Origin of the sequence: Aquimarina sp. TRL1, assembly GCF_013365535.1 — a bacterium.
Lineage (GTDB): Bacteria > Bacteroidota > Bacteroidia > Flavobacteriales > Flavobacteriaceae > Aquimarina > Aquimarina hainanensis.
Genome location: NZ_CP053590.1, coordinates 5,044,654 through 5,065,226 on the forward strand (window position 1 = coordinate 5,044,654; position 20,573 = coordinate 5,065,226).

General features: G+C 35.5%; 16 protein-coding genes. 11 read left to right on the forward strand and 5 right to left on the reverse strand.

Annotated elements, in window-relative coordinates:
• Nucleotide 1 precedes the first annotated feature (1 nt).
• Together HN014_RS20825 and HN014_RS20830 are read right to left on the reverse strand one after the other, a co-directional pair.
• Complete coding sequence (locus tag HN014_RS20825) at nucleotides 2-2,170, reverse strand: T9SS type B sorting domain-containing protein (protein ID WP_176030755.1); 2,169 nt, start codon at nucleotides 2,168-2,170, stop codon at nucleotides 2-4.
• 309 nt (nucleotides 2,171-2,479) lie between these two features.
• Entirely contained in the window at nucleotides 2,480-4,024 is a 1,545-nt protein-coding gene (locus HN014_RS20830) for a hypothetical protein (protein WP_176030756.1), read from the reverse strand.
• Nucleotides 4,025-4,234: 210 nt separating this feature from the next.
• Here HN014_RS20830 and HN014_RS20835 point away from each other — a divergent pair, with 210 nt between their 5' ends.
• The 6 genes from HN014_RS20835 (at nucleotide 4,235) to HN014_RS20860 (ending at nucleotide 10,008) form a co-directional block, all read left to right on the forward strand.
• On the forward strand, nucleotides 4,235-5,407 hold the full coding sequence (locus HN014_RS20835) for a 2-isopropylmalate synthase (RefSeq protein ID WP_176030757.1): 1,173 nt from the start codon (nucleotides 4,235-4,237) through the stop codon (nucleotides 5,405-5,407).
• Between the two features lie 154 nt (nucleotides 5,408-5,561).
• Nucleotides 5,562-6,944: a 3-isopropylmalate dehydratase large subunit gene (gene leuC, locus HN014_RS20840; protein ID WP_176031186.1), complete on the forward strand. Its 1,383-nt coding sequence runs from the start codon at nucleotides 5,562-5,564 to the stop codon at nucleotides 6,942-6,944.
• Between the two features lie 3 nt (nucleotides 6,945-6,947).
• A complete protein-coding gene (leuD, locus tag HN014_RS20845; protein WP_176030758.1) occupies nucleotides 6,948-7,535 on the forward strand; it encodes a 3-isopropylmalate dehydratase small subunit in 588 nt (195 codons plus the stop codon).
• Nucleotides 7,536-7,585: 50 nt separating this feature from the next.
• Nucleotides 7,586-8,701, forward strand: coding sequence for a 3-isopropylmalate dehydrogenase (leuB, locus tag HN014_RS20850; protein WP_176030759.1), 1,116 nt, complete (start codon nucleotides 7,586-7,588; stop codon nucleotides 8,699-8,701).
• A 182-nt stretch (nucleotides 8,702-8,883) separates the two neighbouring features.
• Nucleotides 8,884-9,264 carry a DUF423 domain-containing protein gene (locus HN014_RS20855; RefSeq protein ID WP_176030760.1) on the forward strand — a complete coding sequence of 127 codons (381 nt, stop codon included), beginning with the start codon at nucleotides 8,884-8,886 and terminating at the stop codon, nucleotides 9,262-9,264.
• A gap of 66 nt (nucleotides 9,265-9,330) precedes the next feature.
• On the forward strand, nucleotides 9,331-10,008 hold the full coding sequence (locus HN014_RS20860) for a DUF2293 domain-containing protein (RefSeq protein ID WP_176030761.1): 678 nt from the start codon (nucleotides 9,331-9,333) through the stop codon (nucleotides 10,006-10,008).
• Between the two features lie 203 nt (nucleotides 10,009-10,211).
• Here the strand turns inward: HN014_RS20860 and HN014_RS20865 are convergent, their stop codons facing one another.
• Nucleotides 10,212-10,661 (reverse strand): hypothetical protein, encoded by a 450-nt coding sequence (locus HN014_RS20865; protein WP_176030762.1) that lies wholly within the window; start codon nucleotides 10,659-10,661, stop codon nucleotides 10,212-10,214.
• Nucleotides 10,662-10,790: 129 nt separating this feature from the next.
• Nucleotides 10,791-11,420, reverse strand: coding sequence for a hypothetical protein (locus HN014_RS20870; protein WP_176030763.1), 630 nt, complete (start codon nucleotides 11,418-11,420; stop codon nucleotides 10,791-10,793).
• A 292-nt stretch (nucleotides 11,421-11,712) separates the two neighbouring features.
• Here HN014_RS20870 and HN014_RS20875 point away from each other — a divergent pair, with 292 nt between their 5' ends.
• The gene (locus HN014_RS20875) at nucleotides 11,713-12,543 is read left to right on the forward strand and encodes a lectin ESA-2 (protein WP_176030764.1); all 831 of its coding nucleotides are present in this window, start codon (nucleotides 11,713-11,715) and stop codon (nucleotides 12,541-12,543) included.
• Between the two features lie 171 nt (nucleotides 12,544-12,714).
• Here the strand turns inward: HN014_RS20875 and HN014_RS20880 are convergent, their stop codons facing one another.
• A complete protein-coding gene (locus HN014_RS20880; RefSeq protein WP_176030765.1) occupies nucleotides 12,715-15,306 on the reverse strand; it encodes a T9SS type A sorting domain-containing protein in 2,592 nt (863 codons plus the stop codon).
• A gap of 199 nt (nucleotides 15,307-15,505) precedes the next feature.
• Here HN014_RS20880 and HN014_RS20885 point away from each other — a divergent pair, with 199 nt between their 5' ends.
• The 4 genes from HN014_RS20885 to HN014_RS20900 all read left to right on the forward strand — a co-directional run bounded on the left by HN014_RS20885 (nucleotide 15,506) and on the right by HN014_RS20900 (nucleotide 20,572).
• Complete coding sequence (locus HN014_RS20885) at nucleotides 15,506-15,898, forward strand: YchJ family protein (RefSeq protein ID WP_176030766.1); 393 nt, start codon at nucleotides 15,506-15,508, stop codon at nucleotides 15,896-15,898.
• Between the two features lie 286 nt (nucleotides 15,899-16,184).
• Nucleotides 16,185-17,675: an acyl-CoA dehydrogenase family protein gene (locus HN014_RS20890; protein ID WP_176030767.1), complete on the forward strand. Its 1,491-nt coding sequence runs from the start codon at nucleotides 16,185-16,187 to the stop codon at nucleotides 17,673-17,675.
• Between the two features lie 147 nt (nucleotides 17,676-17,822).
• Complete coding sequence (locus HN014_RS20895; protein ID WP_176030768.1) at nucleotides 17,823-19,055, forward strand: imelysin family protein; 1,233 nt, start codon at nucleotides 17,823-17,825, stop codon at nucleotides 19,053-19,055.
• A gap of 95 nt (nucleotides 19,056-19,150) precedes the next feature.
• Complete coding sequence (locus tag HN014_RS20900; RefSeq protein WP_176030769.1) at nucleotides 19,151-20,572, forward strand: di-heme oxidoredictase family protein; 1,422 nt, start codon at nucleotides 19,151-19,153, stop codon at nucleotides 20,570-20,572.
• The last annotated feature ends 1 nt before the right edge of the window (nucleotide 20,573 follow it).

The window sequence follows — 20,573 nt, forward strand, 5'->3', positions numbered from 1 at the left end:
GCTAACGTATTAATGAAAAATTAGAAGTAAATTCTTTAGTAATGTTATTTTCGATATAGGTTACTTTAAACCAATAATCACTGGATGGCATTAATTTCCCATTGTACGTCCCATCCCAATTGCTACCAGTTCTGAGTTTTCTGATAAGTTTCCCATGTCTATCAAAAATGGAAGTATCTAATATAGAAATTCCTTGCTTTTCCGGAATAGCCCAGGAGTCATTCCACCCATCCCCATTAGGCGTAAAAAAAGAAGGATAATCTGCTGTTAAGGTAAGGTCAACACTAATTTCTCCACAAGAATACGTATCCCGTACTCGTATAATATGAGTTCCGTATTCTACAGCTGTAAATGTATTGGAGCTTTGCCATTCTCCTGTATTCAATTGGTATTCATACGTCCCATTTCCAGACACAGATACCGCTATCGTTGCACGATTGGAAAATGCTCCCGAAACTACATCGATTACTGCCTCTACAGGAGGATAAGAAGGTACTACTGTGGTCGTCCTTGAAAAAGAACACCCTGTCCCCGTATGTATTGCTTGTACCGTATATGTTCCGGCTGTCAATGGGAAATATTCTGATTGTATTGCTCCTGTAATTTCATTTGCAGGATCTACTGTCTCTCCCCTATACCACTGAAAATTATATTCCGAAGCTACCAAACCTACAGCAATACGATCAACCGGAAGTAAATTAAGCCTTGTTCCTTCTTCATCCAAGCAGATGATATACTCATCTAACATGGTTACTTGCGAGGTTACATCTAGGACAATTGTTTTTATTTCGAAAGAGGCAACTTCAAAACACGTTTGTGTATGATCTGCAATTCTTATCCAAATGGTTTGCTCTTCTGAAAGGTTTTCATAACTAGAGGGCGTATCAATCTCAACATTGGCAGTCTTAAACTCATTTGCATCCTCTTCTGACTCATGATATGTTATGACATAATCACTCGCATTCTGAGTTCCCAAAATTCGCGAAGCATTCGCCGTTAAATCAAATAACTCTTTCCCATTTCCATCAATATCACATTCCATGATTTCCATAGGTGATTGTGCTATTAGCGGAGGAGTTACGAATTCTATTACGACATCATCCGTTGTCTGACATTCTCCCGACAATACTGCGTGAACATTATAAGTTCCTGGTTGCATTACTGATAATTGAGAACCTCCTGCTAATACGGTTGTCCCATCACCCGGTGCAACTGGTTGTCCGTTTTTAAACCAGCTATAACTTGCTCCTGCTCCAATATTTGCATCCAAGACAATAGGGGTACCTTCACAACCTGGGTTCCCATTTGCAACAGTTCTGTCTTCTCCTAAATCCCCTCCCAAGTTAAAACTCTCCGCTTTTAGAAATACAGCAGAGTCAAATGCTCCATCTGTATTTTCTGCAATGACTAGTTTAATCGTATATGTTTCTCCCGGAGTTACAAAACCAGAAGCTGTCAACACCTTGGTATATCCATTAAAATCTATAGGAGAACTCGAACCTGGAGTGACTGTTTTATTATAATAAGATGGGTTCTTAGGTGCACATTCTCCATCAAGTGTGTACTCGCCATCTCCATTAAAATCTACTCCTTCATTAATTGTTGTTACTTTTACCGGTACCGGAGGGTCTGTATTGGGAACCACCGCTAAATTTTCGGAATTTCCAGATGAATCTGTAAGAATAAAAGCAAAAACATCAGAAAACTGACAAGGGAATCCCTGTGTATATTCTTCAGATGCAAATAAAAAATCAAAGCTTATAAAGTCAATTGTAGGTACAAAATCGAATTGAATATACGTCGCATTATGTAATCCAGAAGTACTGGTAATACTTGATAAATCCGAGTCTCCTCCCCAAGAAGTATCACTCCCTTCGCTTAACGCTTCCACTCCATTAGGTCCCTGGGCACTTTTTGCTCTTCCAGTACTAAGAATGATCCCTCTGTCTATTTCAAACCCTGAACCATTTTCTTCAAAATATCCAATTCCATTAATCCCAAAATCAGTTCCCGTAGAAGAAGAGAAATTACTCACTTTAGCACATGGACTATTCACTAAAATGTCCTCTACTAATTCTTGTACGGTATACGACGTATCATCTACATTAATCTGCCCCTGTATTAGATTGTGTATTAACAAAAAGGATACGATATAAATTATTTTTTTCATGTGTCATTTTATTAAAAAACTCACACAGCATTAAAGATAGGCTAATGAACTGTCTTTTTACTACACGGTTCCTGCCTTCTCTTCTTCCTATAACATACTCAACCCGAATTCCTTTACTGCTCCAAATATACTTTATTATAGATAATATCTACCACAATCTCTTTCTTTTAACTCAGCAATAAGAACCTAAAATTTTCTAAACTTAGCTAAAATATCAACGTTTCTTTACTAATTTAAAGATTCCCGTGTCCGCACGAAACCAACTTACTAAAAGCAAAAAAACAGACTATTATATAATGTTCATACTTCTTAACGAAGTAAACCTCTTGCCTTTTCTTTGATAATATCTGCTACAGGTCTCCCTTCTATATTACTCTCTAACCAAGAAAGGATGTCCAGATATAAGAAAGCTCTTTTTTCATAAGGGTGTTCTTCATATTGTTTTAATGTTTTATGAAGTTTTCTAAACTCATCCTTTATCTGATGAGGGAAAATATCTCCAAGATTCCTCAAAAACTTAATCATTTCTTTTTGCACCTCATATAAATCATCCATTTTTATCAAAAACTTATAAGTCTCCTTTAACTGACTTTCTAAGTGATAATCCATTCCTGCTTCGTAATGTGCCACTAAACTAAGTACCCTTGAAAAACACATTAAATCTTCTCGTACCTTCAATGATTTATTATCTATAATTTTAGCCAGGTACAAAATACACTCTCTATGATCTCCCATCCCAAAATACAAACAAGCAATTTTATAATACAATACCATTATATGGTGATCATCTAATCGCTTTTTATACTCTTTAATCCCATTAAGGATTTCATTTACCAAATACTCTCCTTCATGAAATGTTCCTTCTAAAAAATGTACATTCAACTTATTGTTATAGATAAACAAAAAGGATAATACTGCTATATTATCATTTTTAGGGAACTTATCAGCGTTGATTGTTTCTTCAAAACGCCCCAATGTCAGATTTAATTGTGTTTTATCTTTTATTAAATACAATGATTCTAATAAATAATGATTTCCCCTTAGAAAAAAAACCGGGTTAAGTATCATCATTTTGGGGTGTTTATAAAACAAATCCACCCATTTTTTAGAATATTTATAACAAGACAAGAAATCCTGAACTATAAAACTATACCATAAGTGAGCTTTATACAACCACAATTTTTCTCTAAAACCTAAAGCGGTCCATTTATATTCCGGAAGCTTACTTTCGAAATACTCTGTTATCGCCTGATGTTCTTTATCGTTTTTTACATACCCCGTTTTTAGCATTAATCCATATAATTGTAATGATAGATTAGATAGCTTGCTGGTCAAAACATTTTTAACACTTAAGTCTTTTGCCTGAATTGTCAATTCATCAGCTCGAGTACTAATACTGCGGGTAATATACTGAGTTTCTATAATCTTCTCCAGTTCAACAATCTCATACGCACTATTATTTTCTTCATTATCAATCGCCAGTGTCTTTGCCTTATCCAGAATTTTTAAGCTTTGCTTATACAATCCTTTGTGATATAAAATTGTAGCAAAATCCTGCTGCTCTCTTATTTGCGATCTAATATTCTGATGTAAAGGACTTAAACGCAAACTAATCAAAATTTGTTTGTATAAATGCGCTTTTAGATTTGATATCTGTAATTTGGTTACAATCCCTTTTTTAATGATCAAATCCTCATCCAATGTTTCACTTTTATCCAGATGGTTAAAAAGGGCTAAAAATTTAGAATCTGAATTCACTCCCAAACGCCCGACATAGACTTTGAATTGACGTTTTTCTGATTTAGAAAGAGACTTTACTAAAACAAACAAAGGATCTTTTTGATCATTAGTCATTGTAAGAAATTAAATTATAAAAAACTGATTATTAACTATTTATGCCTTATACCGTTTATATAAACATTGTAAACAGGTGAACAAAACATCTCTTTTTTGAATCCCCAAAATATAAATTCGTAAGAGATTTAAGAAACATCTGGGAGAAATATTTTTTTGAGATGTGTCCTGTAAATAACCATCTAATATTGATAATTTATTTGAATTCTTATGAGTAGTAACAAAGTCCAAATTTTCGATACAACCCTTAGAGACGGAGAACAAGTTCCTGGTTGCAAATTAAACACGCAACAAAAACTAATCATAGCAGAACGTCTCGACACCTTGGGAGTTGATGTTATTGAAGCAGGTTTTCCTGTTTCCAGTCCCGGAGACTTCGCTTCTGTAAGTGAAATCGCTAAAATTGTAAAAAATGCTACAGTTTGCGGACTGACAAGATCTGTAGAAAAAGATATCAAGGTAGCTGCAGAAGCACTCCAGTATGCTAAACGACCAAGAATACATACGGGAATAGGGACTTCTGACTCTCATATCAAATACAAATTTAATACAACCCGAGAAAAAGTAATTGAACGTGGCGTTGCTGCTGTTAAATATGCCAAGTCATTTGTAGAAGATGTAGAGTTCTTCGCAGAAGATGCCGGGAGAACAGATAATGAATACCTAGCACGTGTTTGCGAAGCGATGATCAAAGCAGGAGCAACTGTATTGAATATTCCTGATACTACAGGGTATTGTCTTCCTGAAGAATACGGAGCAAAAATAAAGTACTTAAAAGAAAATGTAACCGGTATCGATAATGTAACGATCTCTTGTCACTGTCACAATGACCTGGGGTTAGCAACCGCTAATTCTATTGCCGGTGTACTTAATGGAGCCAGACAAATTGAATGTACTATTAACGGAATCGGAGAACGTGCCGGGAATACCGCTTTGGAAGAAGTCGTAATGATTATGAGGCAACATCCGACATTAGCACTTAATACGAATATCAATCCGAAACTATTATTTGATACCAGTCGAATGGTTTCTGAAGGTATGGGAATGGTTGTACAACCAAATAAAGCCATTGTAGGAGCTAATGCCTTTGCACACAGCTCAGGAATCCACCAAGATGGAGTGATCAAAAATAGAGAAACCTATGAAATTATTGATCCTGAAGAAGTAGGAGTAACAGAATCTGCTATTGTACTTACTGCCAGAAGTGGTAGAGCTGCTCTAGCGTATAGAGCTAAAAAAGTAGGGTATGATTTAACAAAGCTTCAATTGGATGACGCTTACAAAGAATTCCTTTCTTTTGCTGATAGAAAAAAAGAAGTAAAGGATGAAGATATCCATGAAATAATGAGAATTAAAAGCATTGCTTCTGCCATTGTAGCATAATACACATATTTAATTTTCTCTCTCCTGAAAAACAGGAGAGAGAAATATATACGATAATCAAAAGCAAAAAGTAAAAGATACAACACTAGATTCGTGAAGTTTTTTTTGAGGATTCCCTCAACCCCTCTTTTCGAACGCTAAAAAAATGAAACCAGTGAAGAAGACCTTATTTGATAAAGTTTGGGATGCACATGTCGTTAAAGAAATAAAAGACGGACCACAAATTTTGTATATCGACAAACATTTAATCCACGAAGTAACAAGTCCACAAGCATTTAATGAACTTGAACAACGTGGAATTCCTATTTTTAGACCTAATCAGATTGTCGCTACAGCAGATCACAACACTCCAACGGTAGATCAACATCTTCCTGTAAGAGATGAAATGTCCAGAAAGCAATTAGAGCAACTTTCTCAAAATTGTGCTAAAAATGACATTACTTTATATGGGCTTGGTCATCAATATAATGGTATTGTACATGTCATGGCTCCGGAACTGGGAGTTACACAACCTGGAATGACAATGGTATGTGGAGACAGCCATACCTCTACTCATGGTGCTTTTGGAACCATCGCTTTTGGTATAGGAACCAGTCAGGTAGCACAGGTTTTTGCTAGTCAATGTTTATTGTTACAAAAACCTAAAAGTCTGAGAGTAACTGTCAATGGAAAACTAAAACCCGGAGTACTGCCTAAAGATGTAATTTTATATATCATTTCTAAGTTAGGAACAAACTCTGGTACAGGATATTTCTGTGAATATGCAGGAAATGTATTCGAAGAAATGTCAATGGAAGGGCGAATGACGGTTTGTAATATGAGTATCGAAATGGGAGCTCGAGGAGGTATGATTGCTCCTGATGAGACTACCTTTGCATATGTAAAAGGACGTAAATTTGCTCCTCAGGGAGAAGAATTCGATAAAAAAGTAGCTTACTGGAAAACACTCCCTACAGATGAAGGAGCTATATTCGACAAAGAATACTTTTTTGATGCAGAAGATATAGAACCCATGATTACCTATGGAACTAATCCTGGAATGGGTATCAAAATAACAGAACACATCCCTTCTGAAAATAATGACTCTTTTGAAAAATCATTAGCATATATGAATTTTGAAAAAGGGCAATCCTTGATTGATCAAAAAATCAATTATGTATTTATCGGTAGTTGTACCAATAGTAGAATTGAAGATTTCCGAATTGCAGCCAGCTTTATTAAAGGAAAAACCAAAGCTAATAATGTTACTGCCTGGTTTGTTCCTGGCTCTCAACAGGTCGCTAAACAAATTGAAAATGAAGGTTTAAAGGATATTTTTGAAGAAGCCGGATTTCATTTGAGACAACCAGGGTGTTCTGCTTGTCTGGCTATGAATGATGACAAAATTCCAGAAGGAGAGTACTGCGTATCGACTTCTAATAGAAATTTTGAGGGACGACAGGGACAAGGAGCCAGAACCATATTAGCCAGTCCGTTAGTAGCCGCAGCAACGGCTATAGAAGGTAAAATTATTGATGTTACAAAATACTTAAATTAGATTATGGATAAGTTTACAAAATTAGTATCACCAGCTATTCCTCTACCAATAGAGAATATAGATACCGACCAAATTATCCCTGCCCGCTTTCTAAAAGCGACAAACAGAGATGGTTTTGGAGAAAATTTATTCAGAGACTGGAAATACAATAAAGATGGAAGTCTTAATAACGAATTTGCTCTAAATGACATGACCTATACCGGGACAATTCTTGTTGCAGGAGATAATTTTGGATGTGGTTCCAGTAGAGAGCATGCTGCTTGGGCAATACATGATTATGGATTTAAGGTCGTTGTATCCAGTTTTTTTGCTGATATTTTTAAAGGAAATGCATTAAACAATGGGGTATTACCTGTACAGGTAACTCCAGAGTTTTTATCCGAAATATTTGAAGAAGTACGTAAAAACCCGGAAACAGCATTAGAAGTAGATCTGGAGCATCAGACAATTACTATTACTGCTAATGGAAATTCTCAAAACTTTGAAATTAACAACTACAAAAAGACCTGTCTTATGAACGGGTATGATGATATTGATTTCTTAGTTAATAGTAAAAGTGAAATCGAAGCCTTTGAAGCTTCAAGACAATAAGGTAGTGTCATACACTCCCCAAAATACCAACACCATATAAAACAAAGAAAATGAAACTAGATATTGCCGTATTATCAGGAGATGGAATCGGACCAGAGGTAACCGCTCAAGCCATCAAGGCGTTGGAAGCTATTGCGCATAGTTTCGACCACACATTTATATTCAAAGAGGGATTAGTCGGGGCTATTGCCATCGATAAAACTGGAAATCCCCTACCCGATACTACTTTAGCTTTATGTTCGGACACAGATGCTGTTCTCTTTGGAGCTATTGGAGATCCTAAATATGATAATGACCCTAGTGCTCCAGTTCGACCAGAGCAAGGCTTATTAAAGCTGAGAAAAGAATTAGGGCTCTATGCCAATATACGCCCTGTTAAAGCCTATAAAACATTAATCGAAAAATCTCCATTAAAAAAAGAGATTATAGACGGTACTGATATTTCTATCTATAGAGAACTAACCGGAGGCATCTATTTTGGTAAAAAAGAATTGAGTGAAGATGGTACTGTAGCCTCTGATCTATGCGAATATTCTAAACCAGAAATAGAACGCATTGCACATTTAGCATTTAAATCAGCCCAAAAAAGAAGAAAGAAAGTAACATTAGTTGATAAAGCAAATGTATTGGAGTCTTCTCGTTTATGGAGAAAAGTTGTCACCGAAATTGCTGCCGAATATCCAGAGGTAACTTTAGATTTCCTATTTGTAGATAACGCTGCAATGCAGATGATTCTCAATCCAAGTCAATTTGATGTAATTCTTACTGAAAATATGTTTGGTGATATCATCTCTGATGAAGCTAGTGTTATCGGAGGATCTATTGGGCTTTTAGCCTCAGCATCTGTTGGAAATCGATTCGCGATGTTCGAACCAATACATGGATCATATCCACAGGCAACCGGAAAAGGAATTGCTAATCCTATAGCCGCTATTCTATCTGCTGCAATGCTATTAGAACACTTCGATTTAATGAAAGAAGCACAAGCGATTAAAAATGCTGTAGAAAAAGCACTGGAATTAAACTTAACAACTCCTGATCTAAACGATAAAAATCCGTTGACAACAGAAAAAGTTGGGGATTTCATCGCTGATTATATCCTAAACCCTGAAGATTCTAATATTAATTTTGAAAATATTCACGTAGGGCAATCCACTATTATCTGATAGCCTATTTTTATGCCCTATCGTGGAAAAGCAATCAAGGAAACTTGGTTGCTTTTTTGTTTTTGTGAGCTATACATTTCACAACATCAGCAGCTTGCAAACAGTAGCTAAAAAACCATTGTTTCTTCTTTCTAAAAAAAGTACCTTGTTTCCCTAAATAAAAATTAACTAACTGACTGCACATGAAAGAATTTGTTCTCTCTTCTGCTGCCTTTTTTGGTGGACTTGCCATTATCATCGGTGCTTTTGGCGCTCACGCATTAAAAAAAATATTTTCTGAAGAGCAATTAAAAAATTTTGAAACTGGTGTGAAATACCAAATGTATCATGCTATAGTACTGCTTATTACTGGGTATCAATTTCCTTTTATCTCTGGAATAGAAAAAGGAATGGCCTATTGTTTTATCATTGGGATTGTTTTATTTTCTTTTAGTATCTATGGATTGTGTATCAGTGCCGCCATGGGGAAAAAAATGACTTTTCTGGGACCTATAACACCTTTGGGAGGATTGCTATTTGTCATCGGGTGGTTTCTCTTGCTATTGGTCAACTTTACACAGTAAAACGCTCTAAACTCTTGGAACCTGTTTAGTAAATTATTTCTTTTATTTTTTATCAAACCACATACATTGGCTACAACAGTACAGCATATTTTTTTAACCAAAAAAGAAAAATTACAATGTTGCTCTTGCGGACGTCCTGTTCCCAAAGGGCACCCTTATGTTGCAGAAACAGAAAATCATAAAGGAACTTGTTTTCGATGTTCTCCTTTTGTCAATTACACACTACTACATGCAGGAAATGCAGCAATGACTCGAAGGTCTAAGAAATACTCTACAAGATGCGCCATATTATGGGAGTGGGTTCCAAAAAGAAAGCGATTTCAGAGAAAAGGACAATTTGTAGAAGATAGTGCTATTGAAAAAGCACGTATCGAATGCGAAAAAGATCAGGAAATACGTCAGGAAAAAAATAAAAAAGCAGCATTAATAAGAGCTGAAAAAGACAAAGCTTATGTAGCTCATTTTGCACATGCAATACGAAATAGATATCCATATTGCCCGAAAAACAGAGAGTTCGAAATCGCTATTCACGCTTGTGAAAAATATAGTGGTCGTGTTGGCAGAACAGCAGGAGCAAAAGAATTTGAGCCTAAAATGATCGACCTGGCTGTCATTGCACATATTAGACACATGGAAACAGATTATGACAATCAATTTGGGAAAGGGAAGCGGAAAAAAGAAATTAGATCTGAGATAAAATACGATGTTCAAAAAATTCTAGTTTCCTGGAAAAATCCCCATTAAACTGATTAAAAATGCGTATTTATACGCTTATATATTTATATTTTTTTTATCAAATTTGTATTCTTAAGTAATTGAAATAAGGATACTTTACAAAGTATAGAAATAAAAATATAAATTACTTTTAGGGGCTACATTTATTTATAAACATTCATTTTACTGAATGGAAAAATACCGACTTGATACGATACAGGTTGGTATTTTTTTTACATCATATTATTAGAAATCTCTTCCAGAGTCGAACTTCTCCATAACAGATATGAATTCAGTTTTCTAATATCTTCAATTGACAATAAGTCTGCTATATATTGAGACTTATATACCAGTTCCTGCCCCTTCATTTGTATCTGCCAGAAAGCCTTTTCATTTTTTTTCTCAAACGTTTCTTTATATTCAGAAATATATGCCTCGTAGTCTTTTATATACTTTTTTGCTTCAGGATGATCAAAATCCGGAATTTCAGTATCCCAAACTGCCATTGGTACTTCTTCTTCCTCTGCTCTATCTTCGATTATACGCTCCATAGCATGTACTTCTTCGACTATTTCCTGTAAATAATCTTTACTCTCATACGTTTCTTCTTCTATTTCTTCTTTACAGGAAGTACAACATACCAGTGATACGATAAGGAGGAAAAAAGCACTATTTGATTTCATAGGAGTAATGATTTGGTTTATTATCTAATAACAATACAAATCTCCGTTTTATCCTTATGAAACAAAACACTAGTTCGGGTAGAATCTACTCCCCTGAAAACGGGGAGTGCATAATGATACCCAATGTAGCTACCACAAGTAAAAAATACATCCTTTCTTGTTTTTATAATATATCGATTTAAACTTTTTTTCTACCTTTTGTAACAAACGGTATTTACTTCTAATCTCTTCGATATGTTCCGGACAAGATTGCTCATTAAAGGGTAAGGTATCAAAGTAGGTCTGGTCCCATTCTGATAATTTTCTGCCATAACGTCTCTCCCTACAACTCAACTGCCCTTGCTTGTTTATAAAAGTTCTGTTTTCTACCAATTCCAGCACCTTTTCTACTCCGGCGACTTTTCGCTCTTTACTCTCATGACTATAAGTATTCATATGTATGATCTCTGAAAAGGTCGTCACAAGTGCCAATTGGTTGTTTTCTATGTAATAGTATTCTATAGAAGGGTCATTATAAAACCCCTGCTTATATCTATGTATTATTAATCGTAAAGTATCTTTTTGATAATAAAAAGTAACACGACCTTTCACATCTTCAGAACAAACATATTCCCGGATACTCTTGGTAATAGTCGTGTCTGCCTCTTTTTTTTTCAAAAACTCTTCATAAGATCTGTTAATGCCTTCTATTTCCTGTGCAATACACTTCGGTAAACCTAAAATCATCAATAGTATGCATAGAATAAGATGTTTTTTCATTGATAATGTTTTGTGATGAGATGCTACAAATAAACTTATATTAATTGAACAAGCCAAAACCTATTGTTACTTCATAAGCAAAGAAAAAACAATGTAACTACATATAGCGGTCTATCTAAATATGGATCCTTTATCACATCTATCGGGTTATAAACGGTTATAAATTACAATCCCCCCATAGCAAATACAATTTTAAAACTCATTTAAAAAATTAAAAAACAGGTATTTACACCTAACTTTATTTTCTATAGCGTTTTGGAAATTTGATATCTAACTCTTAAAATTAAACAAAATGGCAATTTATCAAGTACAAAATCAATGGGGAGGCAATTCCGCTCCCTGGCATGCAGGAGGAACATGGGTCTTAGGAGGAAGAGACAACCAAAATGTTGTAGCAATCGATATTAAGTCCGGAGATGGAGGAAGAACTTTTTCCGGAACAATGACATATGAAGGCGAAGGTCCTATAGGATTTAAAGCCATACAAATCGCAGGTAATAACTACAGTGTAGAAAATCAATGGGGAGGAGCTTCTGCACCTTGGCACCCAGGAGGAAACTGGATTATAGGTGGTCGAAATGGACAAAATGTTATCGAATTAAATGTTACTGCTGAATCCGGAAGTGCTAACCTGGAAGGAACAATGAAATATGCAGGAGAAGGTCCTATCGGTTTTAAAGGGCAGGAAACTGTCGGAAGCAGTTATTCTATAGAAAATCAATGGGGAGGGGCTTCTGCACCATGGCATCCGGGAGGTACCTTCGTTTTAGGTGCCCGAGAGAATCAAAACCCGGTAGCATATGATATTCAGTCTACTGATGGAGGGAAAACATTTACCGGAACAATGACATATGCAGGAGAAGGTCCTATCGGCTTTAGAGCAATCCAAACTGCTGGAAATAACTACGCTGCAGAGAATCAATGGGGAGGAGCTTCTGCACCTTGGCATCCAGGAGGTAATCTTGTGATCGGGGCAAGAGTGAATCAGAATGTTGTACAGCTAAAAATAAACTCGAACGATAATGGAGAAACCTTTTCCGGAGAAATGACGTATCTGGGAGAAGGACCTATTGGTGTTAAAGCAGTACTTTCTTCCAGAGTTCTTAGCGGAGCTACTTCATAAATACAATACGACCAACAAACTAATAAACCTTTGGATTTTAAGAACCCAAAGGTTTTTTTGTAAAAAAACAAACCATATAAGATAAACACTTATATGGTTGTTACCTAACACTAAAAAATAAATATAAAATCAAACATTCAAATAATTCTTTCTACAACAAGCACCTAACTATCAGTTTTTTATCAAAAATTTACCTCCTCTAGAGGTTCCTTCAAAATGTAGTTGATAAAAATACATCCCTCCTGGCAGATTTCTTTTCTCAAACGTTAATTCATTGAGACCTCTAACCCCTTCTTGTTCTTCACTATATACTTTTTCACCTAAAACATTATATACATACAATTGATAGGTCTCTTTTGTTGTCATATGGAAATAAAAAGTAGCAGAATCTTCAACAGGGTTTGGAGCCAGAAAAACTTCTTTACTAGCTATAGTATCAGGCACTACTTTTTGTGAAGTAGAGAATTGTAAATCTGCTATTTTTATAAAAACTTCTGAAGCACTCTTTTCTATTGCTGTCATTTTAAAAACAATCAATTCAGCATCTGATAAATCAATCGGAATTCCTAGTTTAGAAGAAAAATCAGATATTGGTATAACAAAATCCTGAGCTTCTTCTTTTAGAGTAACCTCTGTTCTAAACTGATCTTCCCAGTCTCTGATACTATCCTTGATTATAGTAATACTCAATTTCCCTGAACCAGCTGCTCTAAAACGCATCGTTTCATATTCAGACAGATCAACTGCATGGAATCGAGGAGTTAATGACCTGTAGATTGCTACATAATCATTTATAGTAGCTGTTAGCGAAACATTTCTTTCTATAGCATAGGTTCCTTCTTCAAAAGAAGTAGTATCAGGAGTAACTTCGAAAATATTTACCTGTGTATGATCCGCTGCATCATCTACTCCCCAGGTACCATCAGATACAAATAAATCATCAGGAGTAAACTCAAATTCGTTACGAACTCTAAATCCAAAATCATAAAGGCTTCCCGTATCAAATGTTATTTGATTGATATAATTATCTAATGAAAACTTTTCCTGCAATGGTTCAAATTCACTAGTTTCTGTTGCTCGTTTATGACCTTCTACTGTAATATGCTGTGTTTCCTCTCTTGTGTTTACTACTTCCATTGTCAACTTATGATTTTTATAAGCAGCGCTTTTAACAAAAATCGGAGGAGGAGGAGAAACATTATAAGATGTTATCGTTCTTTGAGCTTTCATTAATTCAAGTACTTCATTCGCTAATGTGTATAAATCATCTACGGTACTTGCCCAAATCTGAAAATTATAATATTCATGATCACTGGCATACGTATCTAGGTTCCAATGGGAATCTATTATAAACCCGGTTTGATCAGCCGTCATTCTTCCTGAAAAACTTACAACAAACTCCAATTCTCCTTTCGGATTTTTTATAATTGATTTGATAAATGGGTGCTCGTCTATATGAATAGTAGATACAGATAATAACTCAGCTCCCAATAACCGATCACAGATATACTTTGTATGTTCATAAACTTTATTTTCTGTTTTCAATGCTAATAAAACACCAACTGTCTCTTTATTCCTCTGATAATCTATTGATATAATATCTGTAGCATTCGTGATAGCTATCAAATCCAGAGGAGAACTTTCAATAGCTTCCGTATCATTAATAGTTTCCAGAGGTACTAAATCTCTAAGGGTAAAATTAGCGCTGTATTTTTTTCCGTAATTCTTTGTTTTATAAAGTCTTTTTGCTGTTTTCTTATCGAAGGAATATCCTGTTTTCGCTCTGGAATAATTCCGTTTATTAACTAACGATGATAATCTATTATTACTTTCCAATCCGCCTTCATTTCCTCCCGAAGTGGTTGTAACTACCGGACAGCTCTCAACTCCCGAACATGAAGGGTCATCGCAATCTACCAATCCATCACCATCATCATCAACACCATTAGTACAATTTTCCATAGCAACTGGGGCTGTGGGACATCGTGCTCCATCATTGCTGGAACTAGAAGGTCCAAAAGCAAATAAATTAGAAGAAATAGTCCCTCCTGCTGTTATATCCTGTACTGCATAAACAATATATAAGGTCCCTGTCTGATTAGAAGAAACATAAAAATTCCCTGCCAAATCAAAATATACAGCTCCGTAAGTATAATCGTTTCCAGACAGTATAGGAACTACTCCTAGATTTGTTACTATCCCTGTATCTATATCAATTCTATACAAGCGATTCGTTCCTTTCTCTACAGTGTACAAAAAATCATCCTGCGCATTAAATGCCCAATCGTGAATACTTATATTTTCAGACAAAGTTCCTGTACCTAAATGTGTTAAATACGTACTTGAAGAAGGATCTAAATCTATTTTATGAAATACCGTTCCTCCGTTTTTTAGATAATAAATTCCATTAGGATGTACATCTCCGATATAACTACTTGACGGTAATTCACTAAAGTAATGCGTTTCATACGTATAATCAGCTCCTATTTTTATAATCGTATTGGAAGGCGTCTTTAATGATCCCCAGATATATCCGTCTTTGGCATTATATCCTGCGCCATTAATATTTCCTTCTACCATATCACTTGCTGTTGGAGTTGATGTTCCTGAGGCCAGATCTATTCCAAAAACATCATTATACTGAAATAAATAGGCATTTACATCACAATTAAAAGGAGTGTTCGTTTGAGCTGTTACTTTGATTACAACTCCTGTAACCAATAAAAATAACAATAGGTAAAAATTTGGGTATTTATTTTTCATCTTTTTAGGTTTATAGAATGTAAGGTTTCTTAAAAATACTCAAAACACACAATTAATTAAAAAACAACATGTTACAAATAAACTTACTGTAGTCGAATGACGTTTTTCTGTCGATCAACAAAATGACTTAACAACATTTTTTTCATATTTTGGAAATCCATCACCAAATTCTTTTGCAGAAATTAGTAGGTTTGTTTTTATGAGCACACAACAATGTCCTTGCGGTACCGGAAAAAGTTATTTCAACTGCTGTAAAATAGTCCATGAACATCATGAAAAAGCGATAACTGCAGAGATGCTGATGAGATCCAGGTATGTTGGTTTTGTCTATGCGGATGGAGATTATTTGCTAAAAAGTCATCATGCCAAAACACGCCCTGTACATGAGAAAAAGGAGATCGTTAAATGGGCTAAGTCTGTAAACTGGATAAAACTAGACGTGCTAAAAACATCCAAAGGAAACTTAGAAGACACTGATGGATATGTAGAGTTCAAAGCCTTCTTTTTTGAAAATAATGCTGTACAAGTAATCCATGAAAAATCTTATTTTATAAAAGAAAAAGGACGCTGGTATTACTATGGAGCAGTGTAACCTTACTTCCTAAAAACAACCTCCTTCCTTTCCTATTCCCTTCAAAAATTTTCATACAACATAGAAGACTCCCCACTAGCTGTTTGTTAATTACTAATAACTCTTAATGAAGAATTGCATGAATATTAGCTTATAAAAAACAGTTTTGAAATTTATTTTTAATTAATCTAAATAATATTAATTATTTTAATTAATTTCACCCCCCAACAAACATGCTATGTATTCGTGTAAAATGGAGTTATCATTTCTTCATATTCCCCCAATACAAGAATAAACATAAACAATCATGAATCCAGACTTTTCAGAATTCATTTCTTCTTTTGAGAACACTCTAAAATCCGTATTTCACCAACGAGCTAATATAGACACTTTCAGTAGTCAACGAGGAATTCCTCCCATGGTAATGAGAGAAATTATGGCTCATGCTCCTTTATCAGTTGCCATTCCTCAAAATTATGGAGGGCGTGGAGCGTATGTCAAAGAATGTCTAGGTGTACTGGCAGCAGCATCCTATGAATCCCTTCCATTATCACTTACCTTTGGTATAAACATCGCTTTATTTCTAGAACCTGTTGCTAAATATGCTGATGAGGATGTAAAAGGAGCTATTTTTAAGCGTTTCCTAGAGAAACAACAAATGGGTGGACTCATGATTACAGAGCCTGACTTTGGGAGTGATGCCTTGAACATGCAGACATATAACATTAAAAATGACTCTTCTTATACAATCAAAGGAACCAAACACTGGCAGGGGTTGACCGGTATGGCAGATTATTGGTTAATAACTTCCCGAAAGAAAAATGAAAAAGGGGAATTAGCAAGAGATATTGATTTTTTTATTTGTGATGTCACACAAAAGAATCAACATGTAGAAGTCGAAGAGTACTTTGATAATCTCGGACTATATATGATACCATATGGTCGTAACAAATTAAACCTTGAAATTCCTGAAAAATTCAAATTACAACCTGAAAGTACAGGAATTAAAATGATGCTAGACATCCTTCATCGCAGTAGAATGCAGTTCCCTGGAATGGGTATGGGGTTCATTAAACGTATGTTGGACGAAGCACTCCTTCAATGCAAAAACAGAATCATCGGGGGAAAAAACCTGCTGGCATTAGATCAGGTGCAACATCAGATTTCTAAAATACAAAGTGCTTTCACCATTTGTTCAGCCATGTGTATCCGAAGCAGTAAAACCAGCGGTATTGATAAAAATGTATCTTCTGCAGGAATTGAAGCAAATAGTATGAAGGCCGTAATTACTGATCTGATGCAGGAATCTGCGCAGTTATTAGTACAATTATCCGGTTCCAAAGGATATCGACTAAGTCATATTGGAGGTCGAGGCATTGTAGACAGTCGACCTTTTCAGATTTTTGAAGGTTCTAATGAAATGCTATATACTCAGATCTCAGAAATGGTGTTAAAACTAATGAGGAAAAAGAAAGAATTCAATCTTTTTGCTTTTCTTAAAGAATTTAATCTAACCGAAAAATCTTCCGAATACTTTAAAAAAGATATTGATTTCTCTCTCAAATTTGATCTCCCACAGCGCAAACTTGTTGATCTGGGAAAAGCCTTAGGCAGAATTATATCTGCTGATTTCGTTTTGTCATTGACAGAAACCGATTTCAGAAAAGACCTGATCGATAACTGCATTGTATCCCTGCAACAAGATATATCTAAATTGATAAACTCATATAACTTCAACAACCTGATTGACAGTATCGAAGAATACAAATCCAATAGTTCCTGGTTACAATTTTCTTAACATTTTCTTTTAAATAAAACATCAGTTAAAATTTAAGAAAACATTAACCCTATCTATTTGAAATTAATCTAAATAAAATTGGATTTGTTGGGGCAACAGAGTACTTTTATCCCCTAACTATATTTAATCTAAATAAATAATCAGGAAATGAAATTGAGAATCGTCTTAGGTATTATGATCGCTGCCATTGCCATTACATGTGTTAATTGTAATGATGATGACGATAAAGGGAATAATGCCTCCAAGGTTACCAAAAAACAAGTAATAGAAAATTATGTCAATATAGTACACCAATCCTATAAAGACTCATATGATAAGGCTGTCGTAATGCAGACAGCAATTAATGCATTTATCGCTGCTCCTTCTGAAGCAGGATTCGAAGCTGCAAAAAAAGCTTGGTTAGATGCTCGTGAACCATACGGACAAACGGAGGTATATAGAGAATCAAACGGACCAATCGACACGAAAGAATCAGCTTCAGAGCCATGGGGACTTGATATTGAAGGACAGATTAATGCCTGGCCTCTTGATGAAGGATATATTGATTATGTTCTTGCAGGTACAGAATCCTACGCAGGGGATTACTCTGGTGGTATTATTGCTGATCCAGCAATCACAATTAACGAAGCACTTTTGATCGATAAAAACGAAGCGCAAAACGACAAATCGATCAGCACTGGATGGCATGCTGTTGAGTTCCTATTATGGGGGCAAGACAATACAAAGCCTGCAGATAAAAAAGCAGGATTAAGAACTTATACAGATTATACTACAGCAGCGCATGCTGATAGAAGAAAAGAGTTTTTACAAGTTTCGACTGATCTTCTTGTAAAAGACCTGAAAAGCCTTGTAGACACCTGGGCTGCTAATGGAGCTTACAGAAAAGTATTTCTGGCACTAAATGAAGACGTTGCTTTAAAGCAAGTAATTAAAGGATCCTTCTTTATTAGTGGAGAAGAACTATCATCAGAACGAATGATTGCTCCCCTTAACTCTGAAGAGGGAATTGACAACAGTGGACAAGAAGATGAGCACTCTTGTTTTTCTGACAATACACACCGGGATATTTATAACAATGCCCTAGGGGTGCAAAATGTTATTTTTGGACAATACGGTTCGATAAAAGGGGCTTCATTTTATGATCTTGTTAATCAAACAGACGCAGATGCTGCTCAAAAATTAAAAGTAGCGGCTGCCGATGCCATAAGCAAAATTAATGCGATCGCAACTAATGATAAGCCGTTTGATTTATTAATTATCGAAGAAAACTTTACAGATACTCCAAAAGGAGTTGTTACTCTTGCTATTGATGCGCTAAAAGAACAGGCAAACCAAATTAGTGCTGCGGCATCGAGTATAGGAATCAATGTAGTAAACTAATCACATAGTTTTAACTATCTAGATAACAAAGCATACCTTATTAAATCCCGAACATTAAATTGTTCGGGTTTTGTCGTAAAAAGAGTTTCCTATAAATGACTAGAATTTTATATAAAATTATACTTTTATCAATAACCCTATTGAGTTTATCCTGCAGTTGTTCTAATGATAACGACTCTTATACTCCTGTTGATAAAATAACTTATGAAGAAGGAGAAGAACTTCTTATCGGACAATTTAGTATCGGTTCCCAAAGTAACAATGCTTTTGGACACAAAATTCCTGGATTAATAGATAATGAAGGAGCATTCGAAACCGGAAATTCCTTATTCAATCAATCCTGGGTTTCATCTCCCGCTTCTACTACTGCCAGAGACGGATTAGGTCCCACTTTTAATGCCAAAGCATGTGCCAGCTGTCATTTTAAAGATGGTAGAGGACGTCCCCCGCTTGCAGGAGATACCGGAGAATCCAATGGTTTTTTAATGAGAATCAGTATTCCAGGTGAAAGCATGAATGGAGGACCTCTGGAAGTTCCTCACTACGGAGACCAAATTCAAGATCATGCCAATCTCAATATACCTGCTGAAGCCAAGGTTCTTATAACATATGAAACTGTAAAAGGGAACTATCCCGATGGAACTCCATATGAACTCAGAAAACCTGTGTACGCTATACAAAATGAAGAGTTCGGTTCCCTACAAACCGTTCTTACCTCTCCGCGAATTGCACAACAAACTATTGGTCTTGGTTTTATTGATGCTTTGGACGACGCTGCTATTTTAGCAAACGTAGATGAATTTGATACCGATAAAGATGGAATCTCTGGAAAAGCAAACTATGTATGGGACGTAAAAACAAACACCCTTAAAATTGGAAAATTTGGATGGAAATCCAACCAACCCAGCCTGGAACAACAAATTGCAGGTGCTTTTAATGGAGACATGGGACTAACTACTTATTTATTCCCAGAAAACAATTGTCCAAGCCCACAAAATGACTGTGCGAATGCTCCTAATGGAGGAGCCCCGGAAGTTACTGACAGACAACTAAAGCATGTACTCATCTATCAAGCTGCATTAGCTGTACCTACCAGAAGAGATTATAAAAAAGAAAACGTATTAAAAGGTAAAAATCTATTCAGAGAATTAGCCTGTATCAAATGTCATGTAGATAATTTCGTAACTGATAACAACTATGCTATTCTTCCTCAGATTCAAAATATTCAAGTGCGCCCTTATTCCGATTTTCTATTACACGACATGGGGGAAAAACTAGCAGATAACAGACCTGATTTTTTAGCAAGTGGAAGAGAATGGAGAACTCAACCACTATGGGGAATTGGTCTTATCGAGACAGTAAACAACCATACTTTTTTACTACATGACGGAAGAGCCAGAAATATTGAAGAAGCTATTTTATGGCACGGAGGAGAAGCAGAAAAAAGTAAAAATGATTTTATGCAATTAACACAAGCAGAACGACAATACCTACTTGATTTTATCAATTCATTATAGA